Annotated in this window: 23 protein-coding genes; 12 read left to right on the top strand and 11 right to left on the bottom strand. The window is 60.3% G+C overall.

Annotated features, from left to right (window positions below; translation table 11 throughout):
• The first annotated feature begins 2 nt into the window (after positions 1-2).
• Positions 3-260, top strand: coding sequence for a DUF4258 domain-containing protein (locus AC1D17_RS02235; protein WP_477563785.1), 258 nt, complete (start codon positions 3-5; stop codon positions 258-260).
• Entirely contained in the window at positions 257-451 is a 195-nt protein-coding gene (locus AC1D17_RS02230; RefSeq protein ID WP_477563784.1) for a DUF2283 domain-containing protein, read from the top strand. The genes AC1D17_RS02235 and AC1D17_RS02230 overlap by 4 nt, the downstream gene beginning before the upstream one ends.
• Positions 452-505: 54 nt before the next feature.
• On the opposite strand, the gene AC1D17_RS02225 is transcribed toward AC1D17_RS02230, so the two are convergent.
• Together AC1D17_RS02225 and AC1D17_RS02220 are read right to left on the bottom strand one after the other, a co-directional pair.
• Positions 506-1,960: an MFS transporter gene (locus tag AC1D17_RS02225; protein ID WP_477563783.1), complete on the bottom strand. Its 1,455-nt coding sequence runs from the start codon at positions 1,958-1,960 to the stop codon at positions 506-508.
• 269 nt (positions 1,961-2,229) lie between these two features.
• Positions 2,230-2,685, bottom strand: coding sequence for a hypothetical protein (locus AC1D17_RS02220; RefSeq protein WP_477563782.1), 456 nt, complete (start codon positions 2,683-2,685; stop codon positions 2,230-2,232).
• 106 nt (positions 2,686-2,791) lie between these two features.
• On the opposite strand from AC1D17_RS02220, the gene greA reads away from it, so the two are divergent.
• Positions 2,792-3,268: a transcription elongation factor GreA gene (gene greA, locus AC1D17_RS02215; RefSeq protein ID WP_477563781.1), complete on the top strand. Its 477-nt coding sequence runs from the start codon at positions 2,792-2,794 to the stop codon at positions 3,266-3,268.
• Between the two features lie 248 nt (positions 3,269-3,516).
• Entirely contained in the window at positions 3,517-4,581 is a 1,065-nt protein-coding gene (locus AC1D17_RS02210; RefSeq protein WP_477563780.1) for a glycosyltransferase family 4 protein, read from the top strand.
• Between the two features lie 13 nt (positions 4,582-4,594).
• Here the strand turns inward: AC1D17_RS02210 and AC1D17_RS02205 are convergent, their stop codons facing one another.
• The 7 genes from AC1D17_RS02205 to AC1D17_RS02175 are packed head-to-tail and all read right to left on the bottom strand — an operon-like array spanning position 4,595 to position 10,395.
• Entirely contained in the window at positions 4,595-5,632 is a 1,038-nt protein-coding gene (locus AC1D17_RS02205; RefSeq protein ID WP_477563779.1) for a glycosyltransferase, read from the bottom strand.
• Positions 5,629-6,660, bottom strand: a complete 1,032-nt coding sequence (locus AC1D17_RS02200; protein WP_477563778.1) for a glycosyltransferase — start codon at positions 6,658-6,660, stop codon at positions 5,629-5,631. The genes AC1D17_RS02205 and AC1D17_RS02200 overlap by 4 nt, the downstream gene beginning before the upstream one ends.
• A 7-nt stretch (positions 6,661-6,667) precedes the next feature.
• A complete protein-coding gene (locus AC1D17_RS02195) occupies positions 6,668-7,492 on the bottom strand; it encodes a glycosyltransferase family 2 protein (RefSeq protein ID WP_477563777.1) in 825 nt (274 codons plus the stop codon).
• 13 nt (positions 7,493-7,505) lie between these two features.
• The gene (locus tag AC1D17_RS02190) at positions 7,506-8,210 is read right to left on the bottom strand and encodes an FkbM family methyltransferase (protein WP_477563776.1); all 705 of its coding nucleotides are present in this window, start codon (positions 8,208-8,210) and stop codon (positions 7,506-7,508) included.
• Between the two features lie 57 nt (positions 8,211-8,267).
• On the bottom strand, positions 8,268-8,738 hold the full coding sequence (locus tag AC1D17_RS02185; protein WP_081927807.1) for an Lrp/AsnC family transcriptional regulator: 471 nt from the start codon (positions 8,736-8,738) through the stop codon (positions 8,268-8,270).
• A gap of 52 nt (positions 8,739-8,790) precedes the next feature.
• The gene (locus AC1D17_RS02180) at positions 8,791-9,324 is read right to left on the bottom strand and encodes an acyltransferase (RefSeq protein WP_477563775.1); all 534 of its coding nucleotides are present in this window, start codon (positions 9,322-9,324) and stop codon (positions 8,791-8,793) included.
• 6 nt (positions 9,325-9,330) lie between these two features.
• Positions 9,331-10,395 (bottom strand): glycosyltransferase family 2 protein, encoded by a 1,065-nt coding sequence (locus AC1D17_RS02175; protein ID WP_477563774.1) that lies wholly within the window; start codon positions 10,393-10,395, stop codon positions 9,331-9,333.
• 255 nt (positions 10,396-10,650) lie between these two features.
• Here AC1D17_RS02175 and trxB point away from each other — a divergent pair, with 255 nt between their 5' ends.
• The 7 genes from trxB to AC1D17_RS02140 all read left to right on the top strand — a co-directional run bounded on the left by trxB (position 10,651) and on the right by AC1D17_RS02140 (position 16,791).
• Positions 10,651-11,625, top strand: coding sequence for a thioredoxin-disulfide reductase (gene trxB, locus AC1D17_RS02170; RefSeq protein ID WP_477563773.1), 975 nt, complete (start codon positions 10,651-10,653; stop codon positions 11,623-11,625).
• A gap of 115 nt (positions 11,626-11,740) precedes the next feature.
• Positions 11,741-12,637, top strand: coding sequence for a LysR family transcriptional regulator VtlR (locus AC1D17_RS02165; RefSeq protein ID WP_264221716.1), 897 nt, complete (start codon positions 11,741-11,743; stop codon positions 12,635-12,637).
• Positions 12,638-13,280: 643 nt separating this feature from the next.
• Entirely contained in the window at positions 13,281-13,574 is a 294-nt protein-coding gene (locus tag AC1D17_RS02160) for an ArsR/SmtB family transcription factor (RefSeq protein ID WP_477563772.1), read from the top strand.
• A 68-nt stretch (positions 13,575-13,642) separates the two neighbouring features.
• Positions 13,643-14,767 (top strand): alkene reductase, encoded by a 1,125-nt coding sequence (locus tag AC1D17_RS02155; RefSeq protein WP_477563771.1) that lies wholly within the window; start codon positions 13,643-13,645, stop codon positions 14,765-14,767.
• Between the two features lie 168 nt (positions 14,768-14,935).
• Positions 14,936-15,190: an aminoglycoside phosphotransferase family protein gene (locus AC1D17_RS02150; protein ID WP_477563770.1), complete on the top strand. Its 255-nt coding sequence runs from the start codon at positions 14,936-14,938 to the stop codon at positions 15,188-15,190.
• An 84-nt stretch (positions 15,191-15,274) separates the two neighbouring features.
• Entirely contained in the window at positions 15,275-15,778 is a 504-nt protein-coding gene (locus AC1D17_RS02145) for an N-acetyltransferase family protein (protein WP_477563769.1), read from the top strand.
• Positions 15,779-15,834: 56 nt separating this feature from the next.
• Positions 15,835-16,791 carry a lytic transglycosylase domain-containing protein gene (locus AC1D17_RS02140; RefSeq protein WP_477563768.1) on the top strand — a complete coding sequence of 319 codons (957 nt, stop codon included), beginning with the start codon at positions 15,835-15,837 and terminating at the stop codon, positions 16,789-16,791.
• Here the strand turns inward: AC1D17_RS02140 and AC1D17_RS02135 are convergent.
• On the bottom strand, positions 16,781-17,824 hold the full coding sequence (locus tag AC1D17_RS02135) for an NAD-dependent epimerase/dehydratase family protein (protein ID WP_477563767.1): 1,044 nt from the start codon (positions 17,822-17,824) through the stop codon (positions 16,781-16,783). The two genes, AC1D17_RS02140 and AC1D17_RS02135, sit on opposite strands and share 11 nt — an antisense overlap.
• 91 nt (positions 17,825-17,915) lie before the next feature.
• Between AC1D17_RS02135 and AC1D17_RS02130 the strand changes: the two genes are divergently transcribed.
• On the top strand, positions 17,916-18,809 hold the full coding sequence (locus AC1D17_RS02130) for a LysR family transcriptional regulator (RefSeq protein ID WP_477563766.1): 894 nt from the start codon (positions 17,916-17,918) through the stop codon (positions 18,807-18,809).
• Here AC1D17_RS02130 and AC1D17_RS02125 read toward each other — a convergent pair.
• Positions 18,794-19,993, bottom strand: a complete 1,200-nt coding sequence (locus tag AC1D17_RS02125) for an MFS transporter (RefSeq protein WP_477563765.1) — start codon at positions 19,991-19,993, stop codon at positions 18,794-18,796. The two genes, AC1D17_RS02130 and AC1D17_RS02125, sit on opposite strands and share 16 nt — an antisense overlap.
• Between the last annotated feature and the right edge of the window lie 239 nt (positions 19,994-20,232).

Genomic DNA, 20,232 nt, shown 5'->3' with positions numbered 1-20,232 from the left:
AGATGCACAAGCCCATACGCTTTTCCGCACATGCCTCCACAGTCATGCGGGAACGTGGGCTTGACGTAAGATGGGTGGAGACAGTCGCTCTTGCACCGCTGTGGACGTCGCCGGATCCGAAAGATCCGGCGGTGGAACGGCGATTTGGCATGATCCCGGAACGCGACGGACGCGTTATGCGCGTAGCTTGCGTTGAAGACGAATTTGAAATCCGTATAATATCGGCATTTCTTGACCGTGGAGCCATCAAGCCAGCATGAAACCCGTGATCGAATATGATGCGGCAGCAAACGCGGCCTATATCCGTTTTTCCAGCGAGGCCATTCTGGAAAGCGAAGAGATTTCCGCCGGCATTGTTCTGGATTACGACGCGCACGGGCATATTGTTGGCATGGAAGTGCTTGATGCCCGTCAGCACCTTTCGCCAAAGACGCTAGATGAGGCGGCTTAACGGGGCCGGCAAGCTGACGGCGCCCAACGCGGGCGCCGCTTTCGTGGTGAAAATTCAGATCGTCTGCTGGCTGCAGGCGAGTACCGCCGTCCTCCTCGCGAAGAAAACCGACACGGCGGCAATTGCGCATCCGCTGGCAAAGACCACAAGCATGGCGTGACGCATCGTGTCAGTTGACGCTGGCCCGCCGAACCCCATGACGTTGGCAACGAGGCCGAAGACTGCGGCACCGATGGCATAGCCTGCCGATTGCAGGGTTGGCAGCATCGCCGAGGTCCGGTCACGCTCGTCGTCGGTAGACACGTCCATCATCAGCTGGCTGAGCGTGCCCCAGGACACGCCGAACCCCGCGCCAATCATCGCCTGGCCCGGCATGACGAGCCAGAGGGAGCCGCTGCCGATGGCGATCATTACCAAGGCGATCCCGACAAGGAGCAGGACCGGGCCTATAGGCATGATCCGGTTGCGCAAGGCCAGCGACCGGATGCTGGCAACGCTGATCGCCGTGACGCTCCAGGAGATCGCCATGACGGCACTGAGCGCACCCGCTACGGTCGGGCCGAGTTGCCAGAGATGCTGCAGGCTGTAGACGAGAAACACGGCGCCCGCCGCCTGCGCAAAAGGCATCAGCAGGATGACCCATAATCCCGTTCCGAGCGCCTTGCGGGCGGTGAAGGCAGCCTGCGGCAAGACCGGGTTGAGTGAGCGCCGGTCGAGGCGAACGACGGCCGCAAGAACCACGGCCGCGCCAATCAAAAGCACGGTCATCGGCAACGTGCCTCCGGCAATCCCGGACAGCGAAATCATCAGAATACCCGCACCCGCGGCACTCAGGCGTGCGAACGGAATGGACGAAGCCTGACGGGAGCCGGAAACGCCGCGCGGGACGATGGCAAGAACAAGGACGACGAAGATCGCGGCAGCGGGAATGCTGACGAAGAAGGCGGCGCGCCAGGAGAAATGCTCGGTCAGCCCGCCGGCCACCAGCGGCCCTGAGAAAGCCGCCATCGCCCAGACGATCGCCTCTGCGCCGAATACTTTCGGGACAAGGCGCGAGGGGAAAAGCTCAGGGATCAGCGCATAGCAAAGAGCCGCGACAACACCCTCGCCCGCCCCCTGCAGCAGCCGCCCGGCCAGAACCTCGGCCATACCGGTGGCGAAAGTCGCAAGCCCGGTGCCTACGATGAAGACGGCGGCAGCGGCAAGAAGCGTGTTCCTGGCACCGAACCGCTGCTTGAGATTGGCAGCAGCAAGCCCGCCGATGATCGCAAAGACCAGATAGAGGGTAAACGCCCAGGACAGAAGGGCCGCACCGCGGAGTTCTTCCACGGCCGTCGGCAGGGCCGTGGAGATAAAGAACTCGTTGAAGGCGAACAGGGCGACGCCGAGGCAGAGCGTTATCGTCGACACGAGATAACGCGGCCGCATCAGCTCGCCCCATCCTCCGGCCAGTTCCGCAGGTGTGCCGTCCACCGGCTCTTCGGTATAGGGGATATTGTCAGCCGTCATGCTTCGCCTCCGCCGCATAACTCCTTAAATCAGAATCGATTTAAGGAAAAATTATGCAGCAATTTAAAGTACTAGAGTGCCGCGCGTCATGATTGACGCGCGGCACTGCAGTTGGAAAGCACGACTGTTACAACCTCAAGCGCTGTTGAGGTAAAGCCCTATTTCTTCGCCACCGATGATTTTTTGGGGCTCACACACGGATCGATCAACAACCGCCGATCATCGGCAGCACTTCGCCCGTTGTGTAGCTGGAGCATTGCGGCGAGGCATCACTGGTCCTCGCTTTCCGGCGTGATGTCATCACGCCGCTGTTCATGGTTTTTGAGGGCTCGGACCCGCGACAATGCCGCCATGACGATTGACTGAATTTCCTCGTCGGTAATCTGCTGGGTTGCAAAACTGCGGTCCGGCTCTACGCCGGGATCTTCCTCATGATCCGCAACGATTTCAGAATCGCGCAGCATCCGCTCCAAGAAAGCCCGGCCTTCGACGCTTTCGCCGATAAACGCAGTCAGCGCCACAAGGAGCTTCCGGTGGGCGTTAAGCCGGCCTTCAAGCTGTTCGGGTGATGGTTTGAGCATCGTCTGGTCCTCGTCTCGAAGAACCAACGAACAGCCTCGTGGATTGTTCCCCTCAAGCGCATTTCGGCGTAGAATCGCCCTATGGCGGCCGACGCCCTCCTCCGAATAATCTGGCTTTTGCACTGCGCTTTCTGCTATAAGCATTGTTCAAATGTTTCCGACGGTTCCGGAGTTAACGCTCCGGTGACCGTTTTCTTTTGTGCTAAGCCCTGCCTGAAGCGGGCAAGCATGGACTATGAAGGACAGTGAAATGGTCGAAAAAGTACCGATGACTCAAAGCGGATTCGCCAAGTTGCAGGAAGAACTGCGCTGGCGTCAGCAGGAAGAGCGCCCGCGGATCATCGAAGCGATTTCCGAAGCGCGCGCCCATGGCGACCTTTCCGAAAACGCCGAATATCATGCGGCCAAGGAAGCCCAGAGCCACAATGAAGGCCGCATCGGCGAAGTCGAGGATTACGTCGCCCGCGCCGAAGTCATCGACCTGTCGAAGATGTCCGGCTCGACGGTCAAGTTCGGCGCCACCGTCAAGCTGATCGACGAGGACACCGAAGAAAACAAGACCTACCAGATCGTCGGCGACCAGGAAGCCGACGTGAAGCAGGGCCGCATCTCGATCTCCTCGCCAATCGCCCGCGCGCTGATCGGCAAGGAAGTCGGCGATTCGATCGAGGTCGTTGCTCCCGGCGGCTCGAAGGCCTACGAAATCCTCGCGATCAACTGGGGCTGATCCCCGGCATGTCCACTACTGCGCCGCGCGTCTGTTCAGACGTGCAAAGGTCGCTGTAACGCTTGATCTTCTGCATAATTTTGTCCTTAAATCGGAACCGATTTAAGGAATTGTGCGGTAAAAGCCCGGACGGCGCGTCAAGCTGCCTCCGGGCTTTTTCTGTTGCAGCATATTTTAAAGTGTTACAGCGGCCTTTGCGCGTCATGGATGACCCGCGGCGCTGTAGAAGACGAACAAGGGCAGCAGGCGTGGAAAATATCAGCGACGTCGAGATCATTGCGCCGAACTTCAAGCAGCGCCTTTCCGGCGTCACCTCGACCATCATCCAGCTGATCCCGGTGCAGCGGGCACTCGGCCAGAAGGTGGCAACGCTCGGTCCCGGTCTGCCCGACAGCCTGCCGCATATCGGCTACCTGGCCCTTCCAGGCCTCTGGCGCCGCCCGAAAAACCGGCGCTTTCGCGTCTGGCATGCCCGCCGCAATATCGAGATGCTGCCGGCCATTTTCCTGCGCGATATCCTGCGGATGAAGCTGAAGATCGTCTTCACCTCCGCCTCGCAGCGCAAGCACTCGGGCTGGAGTAAATTTCTCATTCGCCGGATGGATTCGGTGATCGCCACCAGCAATCGCACCGCCGCCTACCTGGAGGTACCGAGCACGACGATCATGCATGGCATCGACACGCAGCGCTTCTTTCCGGCGGCGGACAAGACCGCTGCAAAGGCAGCACTTGGCCTGCCTGCGGACAAGAAGATCGCCGGTTGCTTCGGCCGCGTGCGCCACCAGAAAGGCACCGACCTGTTCGTCGACAGCATGATCAGCCTTCTGCCTGTACGGCCGGACTGGATTGCCATCGTCGCCGGCCGCGCGACGGCCGCGCATCAGGCGTTCGAGACGGAACTGAAGGACCGGGTAAAATCGGCAGGCCTTGCTGAGCGCATCCTGTTCGTCGGCGAACATACCAACATCCCGGACTGGTACCGGGCGCTCGACCTGTTCATCGCACCGCAGCGCTGGGAAGGCTTTGGCCTGACGCCGCTGGAGGCGATGGCAACGCAGGTGCCGGTGGTGGCGACCGATGTCGGGGCGTTTTCCGAACTGCTCGTCACGGGTGAGGACGAAACCGGCATCCTGATCCCCGCGGGGTCGCTAGCGGAAATGACGGACGCTGCGGCTATGTTCATGGACGGCTCCGAGCGCGCAGGGCTCGCCGGCGAGCGCGGCCTTTCCCGTGCCATCGGCAGCTTCAGCATCAAGGGCGAAGCGTCGCGCATCGGCGAAATCTACGACAAGCTTCTGTCGTCTGCGAGCTAATACCAGGTCTCTATCACCAAGACTTGGTATTAGGCTTGCGCTTGAACAGTTCGATATAGGCGTTGGCCACGGCTTCCTCGGAGAACTGGCCCATCAAGGTTTCGCTTCCGCCCAAGGCGACTCGATCGGCGAGGTGCCGGTCGTTGATCAGCCGCTCGATCGCCCGGCTGAAACCATCGGTATCGCCGATATCGACGAGCAGGCCATTCTCGCCATCGCGCATGAACCAGGTCGGACCTTCGGAACGGCTGGAAACGACCGGCTTGCCCTGTGCCCAGGCTTCGAGAATGACATTGCCGAGCGGTTCATGGCTCGACGGCATGACGAAGACATCGGCCGCTGCCACATAAGGTCGCGTGTCCTTCTGCCAGCCGAGGAAACGGACGCGGTCGATGACGCCCAGATCAGCGGCAAGTTTGCGGACGTTCTCCATCTCCTCGCCGTCACCGGCAAGCCAGAGATAGACGCCCGGCAGCCTGGCCACGGCCTCGGTCAAAAGCGCAAACCCCTTGCGCGGCACGAAACGTCCCATCGACATAACCACCGGCACATCCTCCGGCGTGTTGACGCTCTTGCGGTCAACGGGCGCGACGCGCTCGGCATTGGTGAAGTTCGAGATAATCTCTACGCCGCGCTTCCAGCCGAGATTGCGCACATGTTCGCCGATCCCCGGCGTGTTGCAGACCAGTACGTCGGTATTCTTGAAATAGCCGAGATTGGTCGGGTAGTCGCCCAGCCGCGAGATCTTGATGCAGTCCTTGTAGTCCGGCATCAGTTCGCTCGCCCGCGGCGCCCATGCCATCAACGCATCCGGCTTGCTGCTCCTCGCCATCCGCAGGACCTTCATCGGGAGCAAGACCCGATCAAGCGATAGGTTGCGGAAATTGCTCTCCGTCACGCCAACAGCATTGTTGATATCGCGCCGCCAGACACGATTGGGGCGAATGACCGCCGTTTGTTCGATGCCGCGACGCGAAAGCGCATTGACGAGATGGACGAAAAAACGCTCCGCCCCGCCGTCCTTGCCAAAATGAAAATGCGAAACTTTCATCGGGATGCCGTCCCGCGCTGAAAGAGGTCGATGTAAGCAGCGCTGATCGCCTCCTCGGAAAAGCGGTTGCGCAACGTCGCCTGTCCGCCATCGCTGAGGCGCTGGCGAAGAGCCGGGTCTGCGCGCAGTCTTTCTATCGCACTTGTCAGCCCTGCCGCGTCGGCGCAATCGACCATCAGCGCATCGACCTCATCCGTCATCACCCACGAGGGACCTTCAGCACGTGCTGCGATGGTCGGCTTGCCGGCTCCCCACCCCTCAAAGCAAACATTGCCGAGCGGCTCGTGCAGGGAGGTGACGGCAAAAGCATCGGCTGCAGCAAGATAGCCGTAGGCGTCGGTTTTCCATCCCGGTAACCGCACGCGATCAGATATTCCGAGATCGGCAGCCAGCCTGATGAGGTTTTCGCGTTCCGGGCCGTCGCCGAGCAACCAGAGATAGGCATTGGGCGCATCGGCAACCGCACGGATCAGATAGTCAAAACCCTTTCGTGGGACGAAACGGCCCATTGCGGCAACCACGAAGGCATCATCGGGGGTTTGCAACTCGCTGCGCTGAACGGCATCGGCGGGCTTTGCCCGGGTGAAATTGGCGATCACCTCGATATCCCGCGACCAGCCCATCTTCCGCACCTTGTCGGCCATATCGGGCGTTATGCAAACAAGGGTCTGCACATTTTTGTAATAGTCGAGATGCTCGGGATAATCGCCAAGGCGCGACAGGCGAAACGCATCGTCCCATCGCGGCATGAAGCGGCTCGCCCGCAACTGCCAGGCCATGATGACATCGGGCTGAAACTCGCGCAGCACGCTCTTCATTCTGGCCTGCAGAAGAAAGCGCGACAGGGAAACGCGCCGGAAAACGCCCTCATAGACAGTCCCGCAGGCCTCCAGGTCCTTGCGCCAGCTGCGATCCGGACGGATCAGCATGCGCTGCTCGACGCCACGATCGTGAAGGGCATTGACCAGGTTGACAAAGAAGCGCTCGGCGCCGCCGTCCTTGCCGAAGTGATAGTGCATAACCTTCATGAGGTCCTCATTTGCCGCGCCGCGCGCGCTCCATGTCGTCGAAATTCGGCTTCCGCTTGAGCGCGTGCCGCTGGTAGATCTTGGCTGCGGTCAGGAAGGCGTAGACCGCACCCGTCGCGGCCTCGATGAAGCCGGGAAAGCCGCAACGCCACAGACCGTTGCGGAAATAGAGCCGTAGAAAATAGAGCGGCGGGCTGAAGATCATCTTGTAGGGGCGCGGCGGCTTGCCGGCCTCAAACTGCTGATCGGCCTTCAGGGTCGAGTACTTGTTTTCCTTGAGGATCTGCTCGTCAAGAACAAGCGGCCGGTAATGCAGGAGGCTGCCCGTTGCCGCCGCCTCAACCTTGCCGTCCGGCACGATGCCTTCATGGACCTTCTGGGAAAGATCGTAGGCGCCCCTGCCCTTGCGGATCAGCCGCAGGTTCTTGCGCTCGCGCACCGTGTCGGGCGTATAGCCGTAGCCGACCAGGTAGGGTCTACGGGCAATGCGCCAGCCAACGGTATCGGCCGCGGCCTCCAGAAGCGACGGGAGCAAAGCCCGCAAGGGGTCGTCCAGCCGCTCGTCAGCATCGATATTCAGACACCAGGGCTCTCCGCACTGGTCAAGCGCGAACTGCTTCTGGCCGGCATAACCGCGCCACGGCTCAAACAGGAAACGGATCGGCCAGCCTTTGCCGATATACGACTGCACCAGCGCCGCCGTGCCGTCGGTCGATCCGGAATCGACGATGACGATCTCCGCGCAGCTTTCCAGACTCTCGATGCAATTGCCGAGATAGGCTTCTTCATTCAGGCAGATGATGAAGGCGGAGAGCGGGAGTTTGGATGGCATGGAAGGGTGCCCTTCAGGCCGCACGGGCAAAATGGGAGGTTTTCCGGTTGCTGCTGCGCATGACGTAGCCGCGCGCCTTCAAGCTCGAAACAAGCGTTGAAATGGCCGTTTCGCCAACGATATGCGGATGCAGTTCGACAATGATATGGGCGATATTCTTCAGGTCGACATCGCCGAGCAACTGAACTTCGGCCCCCTCCACGTCCATGATCAGCGCGGACGGATCATGCTTTGCCAGAACATCCGAAAGCGCTTCGCTTTCCACCACGATCTGCTTGTCGTCGCGCTTGCGGTCATAGAGGCTGGACGAGATGATATTGTCGCTTTTGAAAAACGTGATCGGCGCGCCATCAACGGTGACCGCCCGCATGGTCAGGTTGGGCGTCAAGCCGTTGAGCGCGAAATTCCGTCTGATCGTCGGCTCCAGCTCCGGATTGGCCTCGTAGCAGAAAACGTTGCTCTCCCCACAGATACGAGCGGCAACCAGGCTGACGAAGCCGATACCGGTGCCGATTTCGAGCGTGCGCATGCCGGGCTTCAGAATTTTCCCGATCAGATCACGCTCGGTATCCTCGTAGATCTCGCGGAAAATAAGCTCACGGACGTTCTCCGGAATATGACCGACGGTCGTATCGATCGTCACCCCGCCCAGCCGAACGGTACGGACCTTGAACATGTACCTGAAGCTTTTGCGCAACGAACGCAGCAATCTTTTCAAAACACCTGATCCTATCGTGGTGAGCGGAAATCCCGTGCGGCAGACCAGTCAGGAGACCTAGATCTCGATAAGGCTGACATCCTTGACTTGGCGAATGGTCAGCATGGTGCGTACCGTGTCCACGTTCTCCGTGGCCGTAAGCTCCTCAATAACGAAATCCTGAAAGCCTGCAAGGTTTTCGGCGACGCATTGCAACAGAAAATCGGACTCGCCCGAAACCATCCAGGCTTCGCGTACCAGCGGCCAATTGGCCGTTTGCTTGGCGAAGGCCTTCAGGTTGGCATCGGACTGATGCTTCAGTCCAACCATGCAAAATGCGACCAGATCGTAACCAAGCGCCGGAGCATTCAAAAGAGCGCGATAGCCCCGGATGATACCTGCTTCTTCCAGCTTGCGCACACGCCGCAGGCACGGCGGCGCCGAAATGCCGACGCGTTCGGCGAGCTCGACATTCGTCATCCGTCCGTCATTCTGCAGTTCGCGTAGAATTTTCATATCGATAGCATCAAGTTCGACGCGTATCACCATGGTTGAGCTTCCCGTTTTTCTTTTTGGCCCACCTTGAGCAGACCCTTACTTGTTACTGCCCGCGATACTTCAAGAGCTTCGCCGGGCTGCCGACGTAAATTCCGTAGGGCTCCGTCTTGCCTTTGACGACCGCATTCGCACCGATGACACACCCTTTGGATATATGCGAGCCCCCCAATATCTTCGCACCCGCGCCGATCCAGACATCGTCCTCGATGGTGATCGGCTTGGCGATGACACCCTGCATGGTAATGGATTTGGAGACATCGTCATAACGGTGATCGAAGGAGACGATCACGACATGGGCGGCAATCCGCACGTCGTTGCCGATCTTGATCCCGCCAAGGCCATAAAGGATGCTATAGGGATTGATCGACACGTTCGAGCCGATCTCGATGCTTCCCTTCTGGGCGTCGATAAACCCACCCTTGTGGATCTTGAACCGGTCGCCGATGACGACACGGCCGCGATAGGCATCGATGGTCGCTCCCCAACGGATCTGGGCTCTGCGTCCGACACGCAAATGCCCCGGCAACAGAAATCCGCGCAGCAGACAAAAATATTGGGATAGCGATCCGATGCGCATGCGCCTCTAGCTCTCCACACGCCGGCCGGCAGGCCAGATCGACCGCATGAAGCCGCGCTCGACCAGTTGTTCCGGCGAGGAATATTTCAACGTTCCTTCGTAGACGAAATCAAGTTCGCCGCTCGCCTCAACCGTGTCGAGAATGCGCTGATATTCGCGGGCGCCGCCGAAATACTGTTTGTCTTCCACCGCAGCCCGCGTCTTTTCGTGATAGTCGGCAAAGAACTTGAAATGCAAAAGCACGCCCGAAATGGCCGAGAAATTGCGATTAAACGGCAGCGGCTGATGGATGCTGATGCCAAAGCTGCAATCGTCGTCCCAGTACATCAGCGGGTATTTCATCATCTCGGCTAGCGCGGCGAACTTGCGCCGGCGCGGGCCACCGGCGAGGCTTAGGAACCGCTTGGTCTTCTCCAGGACATAGCCGTTGCCATCGATGCAGTCGGCAACATCCCAGGGCATTGCGTCCGTCGAGCCGTCAAAAGCAAAAGCACTGACACTGCCGCCGGGATACATGTCGATCATCGGCGCCGCGAACCGGCGAACCCCAAGACTTTCAAGCTGCGCAATCAGTTCCGGCAGCGGTTTTTCGAAACACCGGTCGTAGACGAGGTATTCGTCGGCATCGATGTTCAAATACCAGCGGTTCTTGCCGTAGCGGGCAAACAGCGCCTCGCGCCAGAGTTTTCCGCGGCGGGCATCGCCGTAGCGCACCGGCGAGGTCCAGACATCGACATCGGGCTCAGCACACAGAAATTCGCGCGTACCGTCGCCGGATTGGTCATCGACGCAGATGAACCGGGTAACGCCGAGTGCACGATAATGGGCCAGCAGCGAGCGCATGAACTTGAGATCGTCATGTGCGAGGAAAAGCAATGGCACGTCGCCACTCGCCAACGGCCGGAAGGTGGCCGGCGACAAAGGCGAGAGCGGCACTGTTTCCATCCTGCTCTTGCGCCGGGCGGAAACGCGGCGGCTGTCGATCCAGGTCCGGAGCCGGTGAAACAGCGTGCGGCTATAATCGAAAGCGTCCGGGTTTGCGAACGGATATGAGGATTGCCGCTTTTTCACTGCCAGTTCGATCCCGGTCGGCCATTGTCACAAGGCTCGTCGGTAACACGTATTTGGATGGAAAAACGAGAGTGCGTTTGCGTGTCATGCACAAAAACCTCGCCAAACCGGGGCAATGGAGCAACACATCTGTGTGTATCAGCAGTGCTGCCCTTGAAACAGGGGGGCTGGAATCCCTAAACTAGGCAGGATTTTCTCATTCTAGGACGAAGCTGGACGGCGTTATACCGTCGTAGCGATCGAAGGACCCGGACCATGACTGCCCGACACACCAAAGTTCTCATCATCGGCTCCGGCCCGGCTGGCTATACCGCCGCGATCTATTCGGCACGCGCCATGCTCAATCCGGTGCTGATTGCCGGCATGGAACAGGGCGGCCAGCTGATGATCACCACGGATGTCGAAAACTATCCGGGCTATGCCGATCCGGTCCAGGGACCGTGGATGATGGAGCAGATGCTCAAGCAGGCGCAACATGTCGGCGCCGAGATCGTCAACGACCTGGTGACGGATGTCGACATGTCGGTGCGTCCGTTCAAGCTCAAGACCGACAGCGGCACCGACTGGACGGCCGATGTGCTGATCATCGCCACCGGCGCCAAGGCGAAGTGGCTTGGCATCGAGAGCGAGGCGACCTATCAGGGTTTTGGCGTTTCGGCCTGCGCGACCTGCGACGGGTTCTTCTACCGCAACAAGGAGGTGATCGTGGTCGGCGGCGGCAACTCTGCCGTCGAGGAAGCGCTGTACCTGTCGAACCTTGCAAAGACCGTGACGGTCGTGCATCGCCGCGATCATTTCCGTGCCGAAAAGATCCTGCAGGAGCGGCTGTTTGCCAAGGAAAACGTCAAGATCATCTGGGATCATGAAGTAACCGAATATACCGGCGCACCAGCCAAGCCGCCAATGCCAGCCTCGGTCAGCGGCGTCAAGCTGCGCAACACCAAGACGGGTGCAACCAGCGAAATGCCGATCGACGGCGTGTTCGTGGCGATCGGCCATGCGCCGGCGGTCGAGCTTTTCAAGGACAAGTTGCGGCTGAAGCCGAACGGCTACCTCTGGACAGCCCCCGATTCAACTGCCACTGATGTGGCAGGCGTCTATGCGGCCGGCGACGTCACCGACGATATCTTCCGTCAGGCGATTACCGCCGCCGGAATGGGCTGCATGGCAGCGCTCGAAGCCGAAAAATACCTGGCGGGCCATATGCCTGTCGCAATTGCGGCCGAATAGAAGCCGCGAAGAATGGGAGTGGTCAAAGGCTGCTCCTGAATGGGAACAGACAATCAGCCTTATGGCGGAAAACACGAGGCCGTTTTCCGCTGTGAGCGTCTATTGGGGGGATGGCATGCCGCTAGACTGGGACAAATTGCGTATTTTCCATGCGGCGGCGGAAGCGGGATCGTTCACCCATGCGGCCGACAAGCTGCACCTGTCCCAATCGGCCATCAGCCGCCAGGTGAGCTCGCTCGAGCAGGATGTCGGCATCAAGCTGTTTCATCGCCATGCCCGCGGCCTGATCCTCACCGAACAGGGCGAAATTCTTTATCGCACCGCCCATGAAGTGCTGATGAAGCTGGAAAGCGTCAAGGTTCAGCTGACCGAGAACACCGACAAGCCGTCCGGCAAGCTGCGCATCACCACGACGGTCGGTCTCGGCCAGGGCTGGCTGACCGACAAGGTGCAGGAATTCCTGGCGCTTTATCCCGACATGCAGGTCCAGCTGATCCTCGACAACGAGGAACTGGACGTCAACATGCGCCATGCCGATTGCGCCATCCGGCTGCGCCAGCCGCAGCAGTCCGACCTCATCCAGCGCAAGCTCTTTACCGTGCACATGCACGTCTACGCCGCACCGTCCTATATCAACAAATATGGCGAACCGCAGTCGATCGACGATCTCGACAGCCACCGCATCATCACCTTTGGCGAGCCGGCCCCCAACTATCTGCTCGACGTCAACTGGCTGGAGATCGCGGGCAGAGATTCCGACAATCCCCGCCCCTCGCATCTGCAAATCAACAGCCAGACCTCGATCAAGCGCGCCTGCCTGCTCGGCATCGGCATTGCCATGATGCCGGACTACATCGTCGGTCGCGATCCCGGCCTCATTCAACTTCCGATCGGTGCCGAGATTCCGTCGTTCGATACGTATTTCTGCTATCCCGACGAGATGAAGAACGCTGCCAAGCTGAAGGTCTTCCGCGATTTCATCGTTGCCAAGGCCCGCAACTGGGCCTTCTGATGCGGCCTTCGCAACTGCACAAAAAACGTTCTATATATTTTTGCTAGACAAACTATTGTTTTAACTCATATTTTCCAAAACCCTTGGATTTACAAGGGTTGCGCAGAACTGAAATCGCCTGAAAATTGCGCAGGAGTGCGTCTCGCACATGGCTGACATGCATATTAAATGATTGCTAGCAGCCCAAAAAACCATCATACCGACTGCAGCTGATGCATCTTGGTGGCTTTTTTTCCTCCCAGTGCCACCGCAGCAGCTGTTCCCCTCTGGAGGTTTAATTACCTTCATAACTATAAAGGGCCCAAGTTTTTCTTGTGGCCCTCTTTTTTTGCCCTGATTTCAAGAACATCCCTATGGTTGCATAGTTTCTTGGTACGCGGCATTGAATTCTCCGCGAGGCTTTCCCATATCCAGTTCAGCTGATGCACATGGTGGTCTTTTTCCTCCCAGTGCCACCGCAGCAGCTGTTCCCCTCTGGAGGTTTCTATAACCTTCACATCTAAAAGGGCCCTGTCCTCCAGTGGCCCTCTTTTTTTGCCCAGATTTCCCCTCCCCGCCATTTTCACGAAGACGTGACTTGAATATCGGGATATCCCGATATATCTATCGGCATATCGGGATTTTCCGATGCAGAGTTCGACAAATGGACAAAGACGAAATCCTGAAAGCCCTGGCGCATCCCAAGCGCATCGAGATGCTCGGCTGGATGAAAGAGCCGGAGGCGCACTTCTCCGACCAGCATCATCCGCTCGACATGGGCATTTGCGCCAGCCAGTTCGAGCGCTGCGGCCTGTCGCAGTCCACCGTCTCCGGCCATCTGTCGATCCTGCAGCGTGCTGATCTCGTCACCACCAAACGCGTCGGCCAATGGATTTTCTACAAGCGGAACGAAGAAACGATCGCGGCGTTCCTGAAAGACATCGGCACCACGCTCTGACCGGCAGCCTTGCCCAACGCTTTATCCTCCCAAGATAAACACCCCGCAACGAACGAAAAGGACTTCCCATGACTTCCCTCTTCGACCCGATCAAGATCGGCGACATTCAGCTTGCCAACCGCATCGTGATGGCGCCCCTGACGCGCAACCGCTCGCCGGGCGCCGTTCCGAACACGCTGAACGTCACCTATTACGAACAGCGCGCCTCAGCTGGCCTGCTGATCACCGAGGCGACCGCGATCACCCATCAGGGCCAGGGCTATGCCGACGTTCCCGGCCTCTATACCAAGGAGGCCCTCGACGGCTGGAAGCAAGTAACCGGCGCCGTGCACAAGGCCGGCGGCAAGATCGTCGTTCAGATGTGGCATGTCGGCCGCATTTCGCACACTTCGCTGCAGCCGAACGGCGGCAAGCCGGTTTCCGCCTCGGCAATCCAGGCCAAGTCGAAAACCTATCTGATCAACGAAGACGGCACCGGCACGTTCGCCGAAACTTCCGAGCCGCGCGCCCTCGAACTCGTAGAAATTCCGGGCATTCTCGAAGACTACCGCAAGGCCGCCCGTGCAGCCATCGATGCGGGTTTTGACGGCGTTGAAATCCATGCCGCCAACGGCTACCTGATCGACCAGTTCCTGCGCTCCGGTTCGAATGTGCGCACCGACCAGTATGGCGGCCCGATCGAAAACCGCGCCCGCTTCCTGTTTGAGGTCGTCGATGCGATCACCAAGGAAATCGGCGAAGGCCGCACCGGCATTCGCATTTCTCCGGTAACCCCGGCCAACGACAGCTCCGATCCGGATGCACAGGCGCTGTTCACCTACGTCGTCGAAGGGCTGGCCAAGTACAAGCTGTCCTACGTCCACGTTATCGAGGGTGCGACCGGCGGCCCGCGCGATTTCCAGCAGGGCGATAAGCCGTTCGACTACAAAGCTTTGCACCATGCCTATGAAAAGGCCGGCGGCAAAGCCGCATGGATGACCAACAACGGCTACGACCGCGAGCTTGCGATCCAATCGGTCGAAGAGGGCAAGACCGACCTCGTCGCCTTTGGCAAGCCGTTCATCGCCAATCCGGACCTCGTGCAGCGCCTGAAGGACAACGCGCCGCTCAACACGCCGGACCAGGCCACATTCTATGGTGGCGGCGCCAAGGGATATACCGACTATCCGCTGCTTGAGCAGCAGGTCGCCTAAACATCCGCCCTCCCCTCGAGGGGGAGGGCCGGCACGCGGTGCCGGGGCGGGGTGATCTCTGGTGTACCGTCTAAGGTCACCCCCACCTGCAGCTACGCTGCGGCCTCCCCCTCAAGGGGGAGGTAACAATATCCGCTCTTCGGGCGGCATTCTTTGCTGAAAGGCGGGATGGCTGCCGCCATAGCAGCTGACCTGCTCCCCAAGCCCCAAGGGGTCGGCGCGCTGCACGGCGATATCCATCACAGCAATATTCTCGATTGCGAAGACCGGGGCTGGCTGGCGTTCGACCCGAAAGGGCTGCGGCGCTGCATCATCGCCCATACCGGGCGTTCCCCCGCCTGGTTCATCGAGGATGGCGGCGATCCGGGGCCAGCGCCGGGCGTTGCCGAAATCGCCGTTGCAGGACTGGTCAACGGCAACTGACCGGTTTCCATTGGGGCATGATTTACCGGCTGTACAACACTGCCGTCGCGAATTAGACCTTCGCCAAACCGCTGGAGAGACTTCATGCACCTGCGCGACGCCGAAGACATCGACCTGCCCGCCATTCGCGACATCTACAATGATGCCGTGCTCAATACGACGGCGATCTGGAACGATACTGAGGTAGACCTGGAAAACCGCGCCAACTGGTTCACTGAGCGCAAGCGTCTCGGCTATCCGGTTCTGGTGGCCGTCACCGATGACGGTACCATTGCCGGCTATGCCTCGTTCGGCGACTGGCGTGCCTTCGACGGCTATCGTCATACGGTCGAGCATTCGGTCTATGTCGAGAAGAACCAGCGCGGCGGCGGCATCGGCAAGCTGCTGATGATCGCCCTGATCGAGCGCGCGGCCGCCTGCGGCAAGCATGTGATGGTGGCCGGTATCGAGGCCAACAACGAAGCCTCGATCCGCCTGCATGAAAAGCTCGGCTTTAAGATCACAGGCCAGATGAAGGAAGTCGGCACCAAGTTCGGCCGCTGGCTGGATCTCACCTTCATGCAGCTGATCCTGCCCGAAAAAACATAAGCGTCTCCAAAAAGCGCCTGATCGATGCTATCAAGGGCCATCGAGATGTTTGGCGGATGGTTGCTGTGCGGTTGAAGCACAAAAGACAGCGGCACGAACGGGCGTGGTTTGCAGCGCTGTTTGCCGCAACCTTCTGTATCGTCACGAACTCAACCCCGCCGATAGCCGTCGCGCAGCCGGAATGGCGCGCGCCGCCATGCGTCTATTCCGCCACGTCGGCAGGCGCGACGCTCTGCGTGCGCGCGCGCAGCTACAGCCGCGACATCTGCACGGCGCTTGGCCATTTCGCCGAGACCAACGCTTTACCACCCGATTTCTTTGCCCGGCTGATCTGGAAGGAAAGCCTGTTCCGGCCGGATGCAGTCAGCCCAAAGGGGGCAGAGGGCATTGCGCAGTTCATTCCCTCGACCGCCAAATTGCGCGGGCTCTCCAACAGTTTCGACGCGCTGGAAGCCTTGGGGAAATCAGCCGAGTATCTCGATGCGCTGCGTGACCGGTTCGGCAATCTCGGATTTGCCGCCGCTGCCTACAACGCCGGCGAAGGCGGGCTGGGCAGTTTTCTGGCAACCGGCAATCTGCCATATGAAACCCGCGCCTATGTGCTTGCCATCACCGCTCATCCGATCGAGGAATGGAAGGACAATCCGCCTCAGGCGCTCGACCTCAGGCTCGACAAGGACAAGTCGTTCTACGATGCCTGCACAGCGCTTGCCGACAAGCGGCGCCTCAAGGAAGTGGAGTTCGAGGAGGAAGGCACCTGGGCGCCCTGGGGCGCGCAACTGTCGGCACATTTCCAGAAATCGGTGGCTGAACGCCTGTTTATCGCCACGATCAGCCGCCTGCCCTCGCCGCTCAACGTCGAAAAACCGCTGATCCAGCGCGAGCGCAACAGGGCGTTTGGAACCCGGCTGCGCTACACCGCCCGCATCGGCCGCCAGACGCGGGCGGAGGCCGATGCCGTGTGCACGCAGATCCGTAAAACCGGCGGTGCCTGCATCGTCTTCAAGAACTGAACCGTGCCACCCCAGCGAGCCGGACGTGCGAGGCGCCGGCAGGGCCTGCCGCGGCCCATGCCGTTTCCGGCGGCAGGCAGCCGAGAGCGACAAGCGACGTCCGGACGGCCTCGTCGATCGGCGTCCAGGGTTCGGCACCGATGGCGGCGACCAGCCGGTCATTGGGCATGAGCAAAGGCTCCTGCCAGATGTAGCGCATCTCCCGCAGCTCCTTCAGCAACGGCACGAAGGGTGCTGCGAACGGCATCATCCACCATGGGAAGGCCTTGACCTTCATGTTCGGATTGCCGCTTGCGCGACGGATTGCGGCAACCAAACGCGTGCCGTCATCATCCCAGAAGCCCTGCATATGATAGACGGCAAACGGCGCCAATGTTTCGCGGCGATCGATCAGCCGCGCCATCGCTTCGGCGACATCGGGCAGATAGGCCCATTGATGGCCGATGCCTTTCTTGCCGGGATAGGTGACGGTGGCGACCGGCTTTCCGGGTGTCACAAGTCCCTGCGAGAACCAGCTGTTGGCAGCCCCCGGACCAAAGAAATCCCCTGCCCTGAGGATGATGACGCGGACGCCCTGCCGTGACGCGGTTTCAAGGCGGCGCTCCATCTCGGCGCGGACCTTGCCCTTTGCCGTGACTGGGTTCTGCGGCGATGTCTCATGCAGCAGCGGGAAAGCGTCGGGGCCGAAATTGTAGATCGTGCCCGGCAAAAGCACCGTGGCGCCGATAGCCTTGGCGGCGGCAATCGTGTTGTCGACCATCGGCAGCACCAGTGTGCCCCAGTTGCGGTATCCCGCCGGGTTGACGGCATGAACGATCAGGCTTGCGCCCTGCGCAGCGGCAAGCACATCCTCCGCCTTCATGGCGTCGCCCTGTATCCATTCGTAGCCGGGGGTCTTCGTACCGGTCTCGACGGCATTGCGATGAAGGGCGCGGATCGCCCAGCCGCGTGCCTGCAGTGTACGGGCAACCGCCCCGCCGATGCCGCCTGTGGCGCCGAGGATAAGAGCGGTCTGTTTTGCTTCACCGGTCATGTCTGATCTCCCTGTTCGATGGAGATCATCCTCAGCGCAATTGCAGATAAACGGAATTGCCGAAAATATTTTAACTGATATACAAAAATAGATGAGCGAACTCGAACCAAGCTGGGATTTCTACCGCACCTTCTTGACCGTGCTGCAGGAAGGGTCGCTGTCGGCCGCCGCTCGCGAACTCGGGCTGACACAGCCGACCATCGGCCGGCATATCGACGCGCTGGAGAGTATCATCGGTTTCCAGTTGTTCATCCGCTCGCCGCAGGGGTTGATCCCGACAGAAGCGGCGACCGACCTCCGACCGCATGCCGAACAGCTGGCCTCGAACGCGGCAGCGCTGCTCAGGGCAGCGACCGGACAGGGCGGCGGCGTGCGCGGCACGGTGCGCATCAGCGCCAGCGAGGTGATCGGCATCGAAGTGCTGCCGCCGATGCTTGTCGCACTCAACGACCGGCACCCGGACCTCGTCATCGAGCTTTCCCTGTCCGATGCCGTCGAGGACCTGTTGCGCCAGGAGGCCGATATCGCCGTGCGCATGGTAGAGCCGCAACAGGACGCGCTCATCACCCGCCGGATCGGCAGCATTCCGCTGGGGCTGCACGCGCACCGGCGTTATCTCGACACGCATGGTTTTCCGGAAAGGCTGGAGGACCTGCGTCATCACCGCACCATCGGCTTTGACCGCGAAAGCGCGTTTGTACGGGCGATCCGCAAGCGTGTGCCACTGATGGACCTGATGCGCCCATCCTTCCGCGCGGACAGCAATCTCGCGCAGCTGGCGGCCATCCGCGCCGGCTTCGGCATCGGCGTCTGTCAGGTGCAGCTTGCCAAGCGCGATCCCGATATCGTCAGGCTGTTCGAACAGGAATTCGAGCTGCCGCTCGAAACCTTCGTCGTCATGCACGAGAACCTGAAGACCACGCCGCGCTGCCGCACCACCTTCGATGCCCTGGTGGCGGGATTGCTGGCCTACATCGGCAGATGATCGGCATGTGTGCCGCTGGCCGGAACCTGCGCCATGCCGTGCAATCCGCGCCGCGGTGCCAGCGCCTTGACCGAAAACAGGGCATAGATGATCAGCGGCAGGCAGACGAGATAGGACGCGCGGATGCCGGCATGTTCGGCGATGAAGCCGAGCAGCGGCGGCGCGAGGAAGAAGACAATGAACGTCACCTGCCCGAGTGCCGCGACATTCACCTGCGCTGCCCTGTCGGTGCGCTGGGCCGCCGCCGAAACCGCCAGCGGATAGACCGCGCTGCATCCGGCCCCCATCAGCGAAAAGCCGAAGAGCGCGACATAGGGGTGTGGTGCCAGCCAGACAGCGATGACGCCGATGGCCGACAGAACCAGCAGGGCTGACGCCACCGTGCGGGCGCCAAACCGGTCGACGACGGGATCGATAAACAGCCGCGCCATGGCCATGAAGAACGTGAACAGCGTCAGTCCGAGACCGCCGATGAACGGTTCGACGGCAAAGACATCGCGCATGTAGATCGCCGACCAGTCGATACCGGCGCCCTCGACCAGAAAAGCGGCGACCCCGATGATGCAGAGCGGTAGGAGGCCGAGAGTCGGCACCGCGAACAGCGGCGCCTTTGCCTCATGCAAGATCGCCCGGGCCGGCGCGTTGCGGATGCCGGAAATGGCGATCGTGCCGACGACGAGGACAAAGACAAGCGTCACGGCGAGATGAACCTGCATCGATATTTCCGCCTGGCGCACGCCGGAGGCGATCAGCGCGGTAACGAAGAACCCGAAGCTCCAGAAACCATGCGCCCGGTTCATGATGCCGCGTCCGAGCTGCGCCTCGAGACGGTCGATCTCGACATTGAGATTGATTTCGAGCGCGCCGGCCAGAAGCCCCGCCGCAAACAGCACGCAGAACACCAGCGGCGCCTCTCCGACCCAGGGAACCAGCGCAAATGACATAGCCGTGCCAAGAACGGTGATGAAGGCCGTCATTCGCGCGCCTAGATGCGCAATCAGCGGCGAAGAGAATGTCAGTGCAATCAGCGCACCAATCGACATGCCGATCAGCGTCAGACCCAGCTCGGATTTGTTGACACCGAGCGCCTCCTGCAGATCGGGCATGCGCGCCAGCAACGCGCCAAGCGACACGGCAAACAGGAAGAAACAGGTATAGACCCTGTGGTGCGGCGCGATGGTCATGATAGGGCTCCTCGAAACGCCGCTATGTAACGGGATTTGCGTCTGCGCGGAAGCCGTCTGGCCTGTCCGGAGCCCCGATTTCCGGCGGGTGGGCTAGAAGTCGCTACTTGGGGCAAGGTGATTGGGGCGGATAGTCAGGCCCTTGTTGCCGTGGTCTTTCCGGCAATCCAGCCACGCGATGTCGATCACGGGAGAGGCGTCTCCCGCGCTGCGGACGCAGGGCACTGGATACCCGCCAC

It is taken from the genome of Pararhizobium sp. P1_E7 (genome assembly GCF_056405855.1).
This window is presented reverse-complemented; position numbering and strand designations above follow the sequence as displayed.